General features: G+C 69.7%; 12 protein-coding genes. 4 read left to right on the top strand and 8 right to left on the bottom strand.

What is annotated here, in order from left to right; all coding sequences use genetic code 11:
* Positions 1-233 precede the first annotated feature (233 nt).
* Complete coding sequence (locus INT49_RS18430; protein ID WP_193119206.1) at positions 234-1844, bottom strand: C69 family dipeptidase; 1611 nt, start codon at positions 1842-1844, stop codon at positions 234-236.
* Between the two features lie 192 nt (positions 1845-2036).
* Between INT49_RS18430 and INT49_RS18425 the strand changes: the two genes are divergently transcribed.
* Positions 2037-3044: a hypothetical protein gene (locus INT49_RS18425; protein ID WP_193119205.1), complete on the top strand. Its 1008-nt coding sequence runs from the start codon at positions 2037-2039 to the stop codon at positions 3042-3044.
* Here INT49_RS18425 and INT49_RS18420 read toward each other — a convergent pair.
* From INT49_RS18420 to INT49_RS18405, 4 genes are all read right to left on the bottom strand, one after another.
* Complete coding sequence (locus INT49_RS18420; RefSeq protein ID WP_193119204.1) at positions 3041-3883, bottom strand: NAD-dependent epimerase/dehydratase family protein; 843 nt, start codon at positions 3881-3883, stop codon at positions 3041-3043. The two genes, INT49_RS18425 and INT49_RS18420, sit on opposite strands and share 4 nt — an antisense overlap.
* Positions 3884-4013: 130 nt before the next feature.
* Positions 4014-5273 carry an MFS transporter gene (locus INT49_RS18415; protein WP_319021699.1) on the bottom strand — a complete coding sequence of 420 codons (1260 nt, stop codon included), beginning with the start codon at positions 5271-5273 and terminating at the stop codon, positions 4014-4016.
* A 154-nt stretch (positions 5274-5427) separates the two neighbouring features.
* Entirely contained in the window at positions 5428-6027 is a 600-nt protein-coding gene (locus INT49_RS18410; protein WP_193119203.1) for a PIN domain-containing protein, read from the bottom strand.
* Positions 6028-6050: 23 nt separating this feature from the next.
* Entirely contained in the window at positions 6051-6569 is a 519-nt protein-coding gene (locus INT49_RS18405; protein ID WP_193119202.1) for a helix-turn-helix domain-containing protein, read from the bottom strand.
* Between the two features lie 292 nt (positions 6570-6861).
* On the opposite strand from INT49_RS18405, the gene INT49_RS18400 reads away from it, so the two are divergent.
* The 3 genes from INT49_RS18400 to INT49_RS18390 all read left to right on the top strand — a co-directional run bounded on the left by INT49_RS18400 (position 6862) and on the right by INT49_RS18390 (position 9224).
* Positions 6862-7182 (top strand): hypothetical protein, encoded by a 321-nt coding sequence (locus INT49_RS18400; RefSeq protein ID WP_193119201.1) that lies wholly within the window; start codon positions 6862-6864, stop codon positions 7180-7182.
* A gap of 169 nt (positions 7183-7351) precedes the next feature.
* The gene (locus INT49_RS18395) at positions 7352-8650 is read left to right on the top strand and encodes an alpha-L-fucosidase (RefSeq protein ID WP_193119200.1); all 1299 of its coding nucleotides are present in this window, start codon (positions 7352-7354) and stop codon (positions 8648-8650) included.
* Between the two features lie 292 nt (positions 8651-8942).
* Entirely contained in the window at positions 8943-9224 is a 282-nt protein-coding gene (locus INT49_RS18390) for a DUF2277 domain-containing protein (protein ID WP_193119199.1), read from the top strand.
* 28 nt (positions 9225-9252) lie between these two features.
* On the opposite strand, the gene INT49_RS18385 is transcribed toward INT49_RS18390, so the two are convergent.
* The 3 genes from INT49_RS18385 to INT49_RS18375 form a co-directional block, all read right to left on the bottom strand.
* Positions 9253-10017, bottom strand: coding sequence for an SDR family NAD(P)-dependent oxidoreductase (locus INT49_RS18385; RefSeq protein ID WP_193119198.1), 765 nt, complete (start codon positions 10015-10017; stop codon positions 9253-9255).
* Positions 10018-10202: 185 nt separating this feature from the next.
* Entirely contained in the window at positions 10203-12428 is a 2226-nt protein-coding gene (locus INT49_RS18380) for an outer membrane protein assembly factor BamB family protein (RefSeq protein WP_193119197.1), read from the bottom strand.
* Positions 12429-12431: 3 nt separating this feature from the next.
* Positions 12432-13916, bottom strand: coding sequence for a sulfatase family protein (locus tag INT49_RS18375; protein WP_193119196.1), 1485 nt, complete (start codon positions 13914-13916; stop codon positions 12432-12434).
* Positions 13917-13994 lie beyond the last annotated feature (78 nt).

The following is a 13994-nucleotide window of genomic DNA, read 5'->3' as shown; positions in this document are numbered from 1 at the left end:
AACACCGGCAACGACGCCGGTCGCCCCCGCTCACAACCCCGATGAAACATCGAGGCTAAAGGACGACATGCGTCCAGAGTAATGGCGGAGCGTCAAGCATTCCTAGGGATGTGGACAGCGGAAGGTGGTGGTGAATCGGGCACGACCTCCACTTATCCGGTCCCCTGACCCAACTCAGGATCGGAATGTCCCGCGTGTAGGGGCCGACATCGTCCGATCCTCGCGCGCCGGCCTCAGCCGTCCGAGCGGGAGAACCGGTTCGTCATGAGGTTGCTCGTCGTGTGCAGCACCGCGGCGAGGACCTGATCGGTCTCTGCGCGGATCTGCTCGGCGACGGCGGTGTTGGCCTCGGCGAGCAGCGCCGGGACGGCCTGCCCAGCGGCCCCGTCACCTGCAGAGCCTCCGCCGGCCGCTGAGGACCCGTCGGGCACTGAGGGGTGCGAGGGCTGGGAGACCGCCCCGTCGGCCGCATGCACCGCGGCATGCCCGAGTGCGAGGGTCGTCTGCTGGTAGCGCTCGATGAGCGGGATGGCGTCGGCAAAGTGGGCATCTGCCAGGGTCGCGAGCAGGCGGGAGGTCCAGTAGAAGCTGTCGGTGCTGACCTGCGCGGTCGTGGTCGCCAGGTACTCCGGGGCTTCGTCGACGTTCGTGAACATCGGGATCAGCGTGGTGAACGGGTTCGAGGCGTACGCGATCCACTGCAGCGCCCGGGAGGATTCCGGACGGTCGGGACGGATCTGGAGGATCGCCAGGGCGTTGTGCCGGTTGATGCCGATCGGGCGGAACGCGCGCCGCTGGGCCTCGTTGCCGTGCGCGGAGTACGGATCGAACGGCGTGCCCTGGTAATGCGAGCTGAGCACGTCCTTGACGTCCTCGATCGTCAGTTTCCGCTCCGGCCTGCGGCTCCACGCCAGGTCATCGGAGTCCGGCCGGTTCCCCGGTCCGGGGCCGTCCCAGTCCTCGCTCGTGGGGTTCAAGGTGCGCTGCATGTACCAGGCGCGGGGCGTGTTGTAGACGTGGTCGGAATCCGTGTGGGAGCCGAAGGCCTCGCGCGGGTTGATGACGCTCCCGCCGGCGCTCGACGGGGCCGCACCGAAACCGGTGCTCGAGGCGGGGCGCAGCGTGAGGTCCAGATCATGCTCCTCGAGGAACGCCCGCAGATCCGGGCTCGCGAGGTGATCCCTGCCCTCTCCTTCCGCATCATCGAGATCGAAGGAGTCGATGCCCAGCTGGTTGGGCATCGTCACGTAGTGGTCCTCCGGGATCCGCTTCGCGATCCAGTGGTGCCCGCCCACGGTCTCCAGCCACCAGATGTCCGCCACGTCGGAGAACGCGATCCCGTTCATCTCGTAGGTGCCGTGCTCGGCGAGCAGCGCCCCCAGACGCTCCACGCCCTCCCGTGCGCTGCGGATGTAGGGCAGGACCAGGGTCAGCATGTCCTCCTCGCCGATCCCGCCGGGCCGCTCAGGCCGATGGTCCGGCGTGCCGGGAGTGCCCGACTCGGGGACGAGCTCGACGAGCGGATCCGCGCCGAGCACCCGTGGATTGCTGGTCAGGGTCTCCGTCGCGCTCATCCCGACGTTCACCGCATTGATCCCGGCCGAGCCCCAGAGTCCTTCGCCGGGCAGGGCATTGGGCACCGAGGTGTAGCGCAGCGGGTTCTCCGGCAGCTCGATCTGCAGGCGGCTGAGGACGCTGGTGTAGACGCACGGCTGGTCCTCCGGAGGGACCACCACGACCCGCTTGGGATCGAAGGAGCCGTTCGAGGAATCCTCGGTGCGGGCGACGAGAGGCGACCCGTCGGCGCTCGCCTTCCGGCCCACCAGAAGCGTTGTGCAACCCACCTGTGACCTCCTCGGCCGTGTGACATCTGGGCGATCCCGGGAGAGCGGGATCGCGTGCCCTGCCACGGTAGTCCTCTTCCGGTCGGGGCCTTCACACCGCGGTCGCGGACGACGTCTCCTCCACAGGGGCCCGTCGTCCACAGCCGATGCCCTGCCGTGGCGCACGGATTGCGTCTCCTCCACTGTCGAGGCATGACCACCGATGACTCGTACCTGCCCAGCGCCGACCTCTTCGACGACGGCGATCTCACCGACGACCGTGCTGACCCGGGTACCCGGTCGGCTCCCTGGTATCTCGGCGATGCGTGTGTTCCGGCCGACGAACCCACGGACCGGGCTGGTCGGGCAGCGATGAGGGCGGAGTTCTCCCACCTGCCCTTCACCCGCACGGTGCGTCACCTGCTGGACGCCATCGGGGACGGGATGCGGCTCACCAGGCAGGGGAAGCTGTACGCCGTCGATCGTCGACGAGTCGAGGAGCGGTGCGCCGAAGAGCCGACGGGAAGGCGATGGGGTCCGTACGGAGGAGGCACGGGTGTCGAACTGGCGTGGGACGTCCTGACCCGCCTTGGGTGGCTCCTGCGCGAGGAAGGGCGGGTGCGCCCATCAGGCAAGGTGCTGGTCGGCGACGAGCGCGACGATGCCACGGAGGAGGCCCTCGACGACGCTCGTCAACTGCTCGCCGCCGTCCTCGACACGGTCGACGTCGGGGGAGCGACCTCCTGGTGGGGGAGCAGCCCGCCCGACGACGGCTTCGACGCTCTCCTGGTGGCGAGCGGGACAGACGGCCTGACGCTGCCGGTGATCCCTCCGGACGACCGGCTCATCCACTGCTCCGAGACCGTGGATTTCCTGGCGGCTCTGATCCGCCAACCGCACATCCACCACGTGCCGATCGACCGTGCCACGGGGCATGTCGCCGAGGGGAAGCTGCGGGAGCTCGGCCACGTCTCCAGAGCCATGAGCGCGCTGGACAGCAAGGGATTGCTGGTCGCCCCGTCGCACAGCGGACGCGCACCCGACGAGGACTACAGGGACCGCTGGGACGACGGGAACTACGGAAACCCCGGGGACTACCGGGATCACCGATCGCTGATGACCTTCCGAGCCCCCGTGATGATGCGCGGCGCGGTAGCTGTGCTGCGAGAACGCCGTGCCGTGCAGCGTGCCGAACTGGCCGCCGACCTCGAACGCCTCTAGCGGCGCCAGGTGTGCTTCGGATCGAAGCCGAGGACTCTGCGCGCCTTGTCGATCGAGAGCAGCGTGCCGTGACCGGCGATGTCGCCGTGCACCGGGACGTCCGGGAACACCTCGGCGACGAGCTCGGCGTTGTCGCGGGACATCACCGTGTCCGCGGCAGCGATGATGAAGCGGTCGAAGCCGGTGGCCTGGTGCTCGAGAGCGAGACGCACGGCCTCGGCGCCGTCGCGCCCGTCGATGTAGCCCCAGAGGTTCCACTTGCGCGCGCTCGCGTCAGCGTCGAAGGTCTCGAACTCGGCGTAGTCCGCCTCGTCCATGACGTTCGAGAAGCGCAGCGCGATGATCTTCAGCTCCGGATGCCACCGGGTCAGCTCGATCGCCATCTGCTCCTCGAGGTGCTTGGAGAGGGAGTAGGTGGATTCCGGGCGCGCCGGGTAGTCCTCGTCGACCGGGATGTACGGGGGCGGGGTGTCGAACGGCAGGCCGAGCACCGTCTCGCTCGACGCGGTCACGATGTTCGTGATGCCCGCCTTGATCGCCGCGTTGAACACGTTGTACGTGCTGATCATGTTGTTCTGGAAGGTGGCTGTGTTCGTGGACAGCCCAGGGGCCGGGATCGCACTGAGATGCACCACCGCGTCGAACCCGTCGGGCGCCTGCTCGTCGATGCCGGTGAGCGCATCGAGCACCTGCCCGGCGTCGCGCAGATCGATCCGCACGAAGCCCGTGCCCCGTTCGCCGGCCTGGTCGAGGTTGATCACCAGGTGTCCCTGGTCGCGAAGGTGGCGGAGCACCGTTCGTCCGAGCTTTCCCGAGCCACCTGTCAGTGCGATTCTCATCTGCACATCCTGCACCAGGGACCCGACGAACGCGACGGTGGGCGGAGGGGTGGGACGGGTGAGCGGCGTGGACAGCGGGGCGGCGCAATCGGGGCGGATCGAGCAGATCGGGCACGATGCCGCGCGGGCGTCAGCAGGCGGCCGGCACCTCGGCCGCCTCGGCCGCGAGCACGTCGGCCCGCACCTGCTGGCGACGGTGCACGAGGTAGGACCAGCTCGCGATGCCGAGGCCGAGCACGGCCAGCACCACCCCGGTCCACGCGGGGGCCAGCAGGCCCCAGCCGGCGGCGAGCACGCCCGCGCCGAGCGCCGCGCCGAGGGAGTTGCCGATGTTCAGCGCCGAGTGGTGCAGGGCGGCGGCGAGCGAGGGGGCGTCGGGGGAGGCGTCGAGCAGGAACAGCTGCAGCGAGGGGCCCATCAGCTGGGAGGTCACGGCGATCGCGAGCAGCAGGACCATCGCGGCGATCGCCTGATGGGCGACGAGCGCGAACACCGTGAGGCTGAGCGCCATGCCGAGCAGACCGAGGAAGATGGTGCCGTAGACGCTGCGGTCCGCGAGCCGGCCGGCCAGGATGTTGCCTGCTGTCATGCCCACACCGAACACGAACAGGGCGATCGGCACGGCGCTCTCGCCGAGGCCCATCACGCCGGGCACGATCTCGCCGATGTAGCTGTACACGGCGAACATGCCGCCGAAGCCGATGGAGCCGATGCCGAGCGCGAACCACACCTGCACGCGACGCAGGGCGCGCAGCTCTCCGCGGATCGAGCCGGAGACGCCGTCGGCCCCGGTGCTGGGCGGTTCGGGGACCAGGCGCCAGATCGCCAGGGTGCTCGCCGCGGCGATCACCACGACGATCACGTACGCCCAGCGCCAGCCGATGCTCTGGCCGAGCGCGGTGGAAGCCGGAACCCCGAGCATCGTGGCGATCGTCAGGCCCAGCATCACGAGCGACACGGAGCGGGCCCGACGACCGGCGGGGGAGAGGCGCGCGGCGACCAGCGAGGCGACGCCGAAGAACGCGCCGTGGGGGAGGCCGGCGACGAATCGGGCCGACGCCAGCACCGTGAAGTCCGTGGCCAGCGCCGAGAGCAGGTTCCCCACCCCGATCAGGGCGATCAGCAGCACGAGGAGCTTCGCGCGGGGCAGCTTCACCGCGGCGATCGTCACCAGCGGTGCCCCGATCACCACGCCCAGGGCGTACAGGGTGATGAGCATGCCGGCCTGGGGGATGCCCACGTCGAGCGACTCCGCGATCTGGGGCAGCAGGCCCATGCTCGCGAACTCGGTGGTGCCGATCGCGAAGGCGCCCAGCGACATGGCCAGGATGACCAGCCGCAGGCGTCCGGGGGACAGTGGGGCGGTCGGCGAGGGGGAAGGCGAGGTCACGAGGGCTCCAGCGCGGGTCGGCAAGGCATCGCTGCCGACGCTGGAAGCGGTGAGTACGCCTCGATCCTATAGGCGGGTTCGACGAGCGGCCAGGAAAGGTGGTGCGAGCGAAGCTGCCACGGATCGGCGCGGGCGCACCCCTCACCGGCTCGTGTCACCGGCTCGTTCTGCGAAGCCCGGGCGCGTTGCTGAGCAGTTCTGCGGCCTCCGTCATCCCATAACGTTCTGCGAGCGTTGAGAGCACGTCATCGGGTGTGAGCGCAGGTCCACGCCGCCCGCTTCGCGCGCAGATCTCGAGCACAGCCCGACAGGCAGGAGCGAGGTGCTGCCGAACGGTATCGACGACGAACTCCGCTGGTGGGATAGCCCGGATCGGTTTCGGGACTCGACCGGCCGGGAAGTCCTTCAGGTTGCTAGTCACGATCACTTCGGCGCCACCGATCACGGCCGCGGCGAGCACGTGCTCGTCGTCCGGGTCAGGAAGATCGAAGGTGCCTTCGAGCGGCTCCCATCCGGTGACCAGCGCATCGTCGAAGGCTTGCGACATCTGCCCGATCAGCCGCTGAGCGCGTGTCGTGGCGCGGTCCACGTGTTCGCCTCGCGACTCGAGCTTCTTCGCTTCGTGGAAGACGAGCTCTTCGAGAATCGCAGTGTTCCAGAGCGGCCGGTAGCTGCCCTCTGCGGCCAGTGACAGCAGGAAGTCTCGCTGCAGGCTCGGCCAGAGCACGCTGGTGTCGAGGACGGCGGCGAACATGCGGTCAGCTTATGTCTGCGTGCTCATCGGGCACGGCGCTTGGTGGATACGGCCTTCCGTGCTGACTTGAGATCGTCGAGCATCTTGTCGATGTCGGTCGATTCGTCGACCTCGACCGAGAGCGCCTCGATGGTGGCGTACTGCTCCTGGCGGCGCTTCTCTCGATAGTCGAGGACGTCGGTGAGCGCCAGACGCCGGTGCGTGCCCGAGCGGGTGTAGGGGAGCTTGCCGCTGTCGAGGGTTTTGATCAGCGTCGGTCGACTGATGCCGAGCAGATCTGCTGCCTGTTGGGTGGTCAGCGTCTGGGACGTCGGCGAGATCGTCACCGACAGCCCCTTCTGCATCGCGTCCACCGCCTGGCGGAGCACTTGGTAGATCTCCTCGGGCAGCTCAATAGGCTCGTCCGTTCCGCTTCCGACGAGGTAGTACCGAGGGAGCGGATCGAGAGCTTCGTCCGCCGCGAGAGCGTCATGGATGCGTCCCAGCTGGCGCTGGTCGCCTGCGCTGTAGGTCGTCGATGCCAGTGCGTCAGCTGTTGACATGACCCCTCCTCGTTTCTCATCCATCCATAAGGCCTTGCGTTTACTTCGATTGATTCTAGCGCATCGTTGGCTGGCCTTCTGGTGGCGACCGTCCTGCCTGCTTCGCTGGCATGGCGGCGCTTCGTACCGTGCTGGGTCGCTCCGGACTCGGCCGGCAACGGGTCCGACGGGGCGTGGAGCGTCTCCCGCAGAGGGCGCGGATCCCGGTACTGTGCTGTGAAGCAGGTCGCAGTCGACCTGCCCTCGCGCCGGATCGTGCGGCGCGCTGATCCACGACACGTTGGGACGCCCCTTGGAACAGATCACCGTCGCCGGCCACCCCGAGCCCATCCCCGCGTCCCCAGTGGCGGCGCGCATGCTGGCGGACAGGCTCGAGACCGCTCGCGAGAAGCGCGGCGACGAAGCGGCCGCACACCTCGAGACCCTCGTGGGGCAGCGGATCGGGACCCTGCTGGCGGGCGGCATGCCCAGCATCGACGTGGCGACCATGCGCGCGATCGTCGACTTCGTGGAGACCCCTGCCGAGGAGGAGGCCGAGGCCACCGGCCTCGGGCGTGCGGTGCGCGGGATCAAGGACAAGCTCGCGCAGCGAGGCGGGCCCGTCGGGGGCTGAGTCCCGGGCGGGGCGCTCGCCCCGTTGCGGTGTCGGACCGACGACGTCGACCACAGCTCAGGAACGTCACCGGCAGCGCAGGAACGTCACCTGCAGCGCAGGAGCAGGGCGACCGCCCTCCGGATGTTGCCACGATGACCATCACGACCCTCTGGAAAGAGAGACCCTCATGAGCGACTCCTCGACCTGGGACGCCCTTCCGCAGCGACTGCCCGACTGGTTCCGCGACGCCCCGCTGGGCATCTTCATCCACTGGGGCGCGTACTCGGTCCCCGCCTGGGCGGAGCCCACGGCCGAGCTCGGAGCGATCGCCGATGACCTCGGCTGGTTCGCCCACAACCCCTACGCGGAGTGGTACTTCAACACCATCCGCATCGAGGGCTCGCCCGCCGCGGAGCATCATCGGGAGGTTCACGGCAACGCCCCGTACGACGACTTCCTGGACCAGTGGGAGCCGACGAACTTCGATCCGTCGGCCTGGGCTGATCTGTTCCGCCGGGCCGGCGCCGACTACGTCATCCCCACCACCAAGCACCATGACGGGATCACGCTGTGGGACGCCCCGGGCACCGGGGATCGCAACACCGTGCGGCGCGGGCCGCGCCAGGACCTCGTCGGAGCGATCGCCGAGGCCACGAAGGAAGCCGGGCTGCGCTTCGGGGTGTACTACTCCGGCGGGCTGGATTGGCACGTGCGGCCCACTGAGCCGCTCGAGAGCGGCAAGGACGTCTCCGATCTGAAGCGGCCGCGTGATGACGAGTATGGAAAGTACTGCAGCGCCCACATGCGCGACATCATCGACCGGTACCAGCCGGACGTGTTCTGGAACGACATCGGCTGGCCCGACGAGAACTTCCACTTCGACGAAGGAGGGCTCGGCGAGCTGCTCGAGTACTTCTACGACCAGCGCCCGGAGGGCCTGATCAATGACCGCTTCTCCGGCGCGCACCAGGACTTCGTGACCACGGAGTACCAGGCCGGGGAGATCCCCGAGGACCAGCCGTGGGAGAACAACCGCGGGATCGGATTGTCCTTCGGCTATAACCAGGTCGAGGACGAGACCCAGTACATGTCCGGACCGCGGGCGATCCGTCACGTGGTCGACGCGGTCTCCAAGGATGGTCGGGTCATGCTGAACGTGGGCCCGCGGGCCGACGGCACGCTGCCCGAGCTCCAGGTGAAGACCCTCGAAGCGGTCGGGGAGTTCATGGCCGAGCACAAGGCGCACCTGGCCGGCTCGCGCGGGCTCGGCGAGCAGGAGATCCCGGGGACGACGTGGGCCCGCGCCGTGGAGAACGACGGGCAGTGCTATGTGTTCCTCAGCGGCCCGCAGGGCCCGCTGACGATCAGCGCCGCCGACCTCCCGGCGGGCTACGACTGGCCCGGCGAAGGCGTCACGGTGGAGCTTCCCGGGGAGGATGCCGCCCCGATCACCATCAGCGCATCGAGCGTGAACGATCCGAGCTGATCGGCACCGAGGATCGATACGTCCTCAAGCTGATCGACCTGCTCGTCGTAGCTCTTGGAGACCTTCCCAGGCTGAGGCTGGGTCATATCCAGGGCGTTTCCGCCAGCAGCAGGATCGGCTGATGGCCGAAAGATGACGACCGGCCCTGGACCCTTGCGGGCGGAACCGGTCGTGATGCACACAGCGTAGCGCGCTCGACGACACCCGCCCGCGGGCTCTGCATGGGAGTCGGACTGTCGGAGGGAGGGGGCCAGCTCTTGTCGCCCCCGCCGCCCCGTGCCAGCCTTGCTCCATGTGCCGGAACATCAGACCGCTCCATAACTTCGCCCCGGAGGCCACCTCGCAGGAGGTGCACGACGCCGCGCTGCAGTACGTGCGCAAGGTCAGCGGGATGCCGAAGCCGTCCCAGGCCAATGCGGAGGTGTTCGAGCGCGCCGTCGCCGAGATCGCCCACGTCACCGAGCATCTGCTGGCGGATCTGGTGACCTCCGCCCCGCCGAAGGACCGCGAGGTGGAGCGGGAGAAGGCACGGACACGGACCGCGAAGCGGTTCCCGGAGGCGTCGGCCTCCTGACGTCGTCACCGCGTCTTGAAAGATCGGCTCAGCGCCCCCGCGCAGCGAGCTTCGCCATGAGCCCCGTCGGCGCGAGGCGGGCGGCGGTGTAGATCGCCTTGTAGCGCTTGCTCGGCACGGAGACCGCCTTGCCGCGGCCCACGTCCCGCAACGAGTCCTCGACGACCCGCGGGGCATCGAGCCACAGCCAGTTCGGGATGCCCTCCTCGCCCTTCGCGAGGCCCAGCCGCTCATGGAACTCGGTGTGGGTGTATCCGGGGCACACGGCCGTGACGGTGACTCCGCGGGGGCCATAGCTGCTGTTCGCCCAGCGGGAGAACATCACCTGCCAGGACTTCGCCGCCGCATAGGTGGAGCGCGGCATGACGGCCGAGGCCGAGGAGATGTTGAGGATCGTGCCGGAGCGCCGGGCCAGCATGCCCTGCAGCGCTGCATGCATGAGCCGCATGGGCACCTCGGCATGGAGGCGGAGGTGGCGCGCTTCGTCCTCGACGTCGTTCTTCTCGAAGGCGAGCGGGAGGCCGAAGCCGGCACTGTTGATCAGCGTGTCGACAGGTCGCGCCGCGTCCGTGAGGCGGTCGGTGACCGCGGTGATGCCGTCGGGCGAGGACAGGTCCGCGCTCAGGACCTCGACACCCTCGGCTCCTGCCCGCTGCAGCTCGGCGGCCAGAGCCTCGAGCCGGCCGCCGTCGCGAGCCACGAGCACAAGGCGGTCACCGCGACGGGCGAGCTGGCGGGCGTATTCGGTGCCGAGGCCGGAGCTGGCACCGGTGATCAGGGACGTCGTAGTCATGGAGCGAGTGTAGGGGTGCAGGTCGGAAGGGTGCAGGTCGGAAGTGTGCGGAGAGTGGCGCCCGTCCCCGTACGGCGGTCTCCTCGCTCCCTCGTGCGCTCCCTCGTGCGCTCCCTCGTGCGCCCCTCCAGCGCCCCTCCTGCCTCCTGCCTTCGCCTTCTTCCGGGCCCCGTGCCGCCGAGCCGTCAGACCCGCTCCACGGCATGCACCGTCCCGGCCAGGTCGCCGAACACGAGGTGGCCGCCGAAGACCGTGCCGCGGGCGAGCACGGGGGCGGTGCTGAGGCGGGTGAGCTGCTCGATGCTGCCGGAGCCGAGGTCGACGGCGGTGATCAGCCCGGAGTGGCTCGCCGCGTAGACGACGTCGCCGTCGAGCACGAAGCCCTCGTCGAGGATCCGGTCCGCCGTCGCCAGGCGGGTGATCTCCGCACCGGTCGCAGGATCGATGCACACGATCTCGCCGCCCTCGTTGGCCAGCACCAGATCCCCGTCCTCGGTGAGCGCCTCGTGGGCGTACTGGAAGGACCCGTCCACGCGCCAGCGCGAGCTGCCGTCATCCGGCTCCAGGCACCAGGTGTCCGCGATCCCGGAGGCGATCACCCCGCCGTCGGGGAGCACGGTGATCGCATCGTTCCACGGTCCGTAGATGAACCGCTGGTAGCTGCCCTGTTTGTCCGTGAGCGAGGTGGTCCACACGCTCGCCCCGGTCCGGGCGTCCAGGGCGTGCGCGCAGCCGTCGCCGCCGCCGACGTACACGCGCTCGCCGTCGGTGGCGGGCGCACCCATGGACGAGGCGGGCAGCTGGGCTGTCCAGAGCCTTCCCCCGGTGGCCGCGTCGATCACGTGCAGCGTCGCGCCGGAGCAGACCATCAGCACCTCGGCGCCGTCGATCGTCCCGGTGCCGGGATCTGCGGCGAGCGGCGCGTCGGTCCCGTATCGCCAGAGGCGCGACCCGTCGGCCGCGAACAGGTGCACGAACCCGGCGGTGTCGGGCACGGCGACGGAGCGTCCGCCGTCGACGGCGAGCAGATCATGGCGGATCTCGCCGTCCACGTCGGCCGTCCATCGCGTCGCACCGGAGCGGTCGAGTCCGAGGACCGTTCCCGTGCTGTCGCCGACCACGAGCACCTCGCCGCCGCCCCCGCTGTTCCCGTCGTCCGCGCCGACGACTGCCGGCCCGCCCTGGATCATCCCCGGGAGCGCCGCCTCCCAGGCAGTGCCCCTGCTCCCGTGGACGACGGGGAGGGTGAGCAGACGGTTCCCGGAGCCGTCATCCGGCCGCACCCGCACGTGCACGCGCTGCCTCCCGGAGGCCAGGGCGGAGGCGTCCAGGCGTCCGGAGAACCGGTGGCCGCTGCCCTGGAGGGGAGTCCACGGCAGCTTGTCGTTGCGTCCGGCATAGACCGTGGTGTCGTAGAGGACCGCGTCCAGAGCCCCCTGGAACGAGCCGCGCAGGGTCACGTCAAGGGCGATGGATCCGCCGTCGTCCTCGATGCGGTTCCCCAGCGGCAGGGCGGTGTCCCGGCCGGGCTGCGGGGTCAGGTCGTAGGTGGTCACTGGGGTGCGCACCGTCTGCGTGGGCGCGGCAGGGTCGGGGATGTCCACGCGGGTGACCTGGAGGCTGTCGATGCTCCCGGTCAGCTCGTAGTAGGCGGCGTCGATCTTCACGGCCGCCGCTTCGAGCTGGTCGCGCCGGTTCACCCGGGTGAGCAGCTCGCGGTGGGTATGCCCGGTCAGGTGCAGGGCGATGGGGTGCGTGGCGAGCACGTCCTCGAACTCCTGCTGGTTGGCGACGTAGTAGTAGCCCTCGCCCATCGGGAAGTGGGTCACGAGCACGCAGGGCAGGTTCCCCGCGGAGCGCAGCGCCTGCTCGAGCTCGGTGAGCGCCCGCGCGGACCACCAGGCGACCTCCTGCTGGTGCGTGGTGGTGTCCGCGAGGATCACGCGCATCCCGTCGACGTCCTGGAACCGCACCTCCTCGCCGATCCACTGCGCGCGCAGCTTCCCGGCGCTCGCATCCCAGCGGGTCTCGTGGTTGCCCGGCACCGCGGCGATCCGCTCCCGCAGACCGGTGGGCACGGCCTCCTCGAACGCCTGGTACTCGGCCTCGATGCCGTGCTCGGTGACATCGCCGCCGTGGATCACCAGCGTCGGATCGAAGGCCTCGATGGCCTCGAACACAGCCCGCAGCCGGGCCGTGGTCTCCGCGTTCTCGGGATCCGCGTGGGTGTCGGCGACGAACGCGAGTCGGACCGGTGAGTCCTCCGCGGGAGCCGTCGGTGCGGTGGGCGCGGTCGATGCGACGGGGGCGACGGGCGCGGCCTGTGCGGCGGCAGTGCTCGCGCCGCCGGCTCCCAGCAGACCGGTCACGGGCAGGGCGGTCAGGGCGGCACGGCGGGAGAAGCTGGTCACGGGTCAGTCCTTCGAGGTGAGGGGATGCAGGGGGTGCGGGAACCGCTCGTGCGGATGCGGAGGTTCGGGGAACAGTTCGTCGGGGTGCGGCTGCTCCGGATGGGGCTGGTCGCCGAGCTCGGCCTGGAGGTCCCAGAGACGGTGGGTGAGCTCCCGGCGCACCTCGGCGTAGGCCGGATCGTGGGCGACGTTGAGCATCTCGCCGGGGTCGGCGCGCAGGTCGTAGAGCTCCCACTCGGGGACGAAGCGGCGCGTCGAGGAGCCCGGATGGCCCTGGCCGTCGTTGTAGAAGTAGATGAGCTTGTAGCGATCGGTGCGCAGCCCGTAGTGGGCGAGCACATGCGACTCGCGGTCGTCGTGCTCGAAGTAGCGGTAGTAGACCGCGTCCTGCGTCGGCGCGTCCGAGCCGCACAGCTGGGGGAAGAAGCTCACGCCCTGCATGTCCGGATGGGGTTCGGCGCCCGCCGCGTCGAGGATCGTGCGGGCGAAGTCCACGTTGGTGACCAGCTGCTCCATCGGCGCACCGGGGGTGATCCGCCGCGGATAGCTGACCAGCAGCGGCATCCGCATCGACTCCTCGTAGATGAACCGCTTGTCGAACCAGCCGTGATCGCCGAGGAAGAACCCCTGGTCGGAGCTGTACATCAGCATCGTGTCCTCGGCGTCCCCGCGCTGCTGCAACCAGCTGGTCACGCGGCCCACGCTGTCGTCGATCCCGGCCACGCAGTCCAGATAGTCCTCCATGAACCGCTGGTACTTCCAGCGGGCGAGCTGCTCCCGCGGGAGGTCCGTCGGCGGGTCGATCTTCAGATCGTTCGTGGTCAGATGGTCGGCCACGCGCATCGCCGCGAGATGGGCGGCCGACGAGCGCCCCGCGTAGTCGTCCTCGAAGGTGCGCGGCAGCGGGATGGGCGCGCTGTGCGTCCCGGCATGGCGCGCATCGGGCTGCCAGTTGCGGTGCGGGGCCTTGTGGTAGATCAGCAGGCACCAGGGCTCCTCACCTTCGAGGGAGTCGACCCAGGCCAGACCCCGATCGGTGAGGACATCGGTGACATATCCCGGCGCGATCTCGACGCCGCTGGGGGAGCGCAGCTGGGGGTCGACGTACTCGCCCTGCCCGCGCAGCACCTCCCAGTGGTCGAAGCCCTGGGGGTCGTGTCCCTCGCCCTCCCCGAGATGCCATTTCCCCACGATCCCCGTGCGATAGCCGGCGTCCTGCAGCTGCGTCGCGAACGTGGGCAGCGTGGCGTCGAACGGGGAGTGGAGGGTGGTGACGCCGTTTCGGTGGCTGTGCTGGCCGGTGAGGATCGAGGCGCGGCTCGGGGTGCATACCGAGTTCGTGCAGAAGCAGCTGTCCACGCGGCGGCCGCGCTCGGCGATCTGGTCGATGTGCGGGGTGTGGGTGACCACGGACCCGTACGCGCTGATGGCGTGGCTGGCGTGGTCGTCGGACAGGATGAGCAGGATGTTGGGTCGGCGGGCGGTCATGGTCCTCCTCGAGTCGGGCTGCGGGCTGCGGGCTGCGGGCTGCGGGCTGCGGGCTGCGGTCTGGGTGCTGGGTCGTCG

This window comes from Brachybacterium tyrofermentans (genome assembly GCF_014897585.1).
Taxonomy (GTDB): domain Bacteria; phylum Actinomycetota; class Actinomycetes; order Actinomycetales; family Dermabacteraceae; genus Brachybacterium; species Brachybacterium tyrofermentans.
Note: the sequence above shows the minus strand (reverse complement) of the source record. Positions and strands in the feature narration are given on the sequence as shown.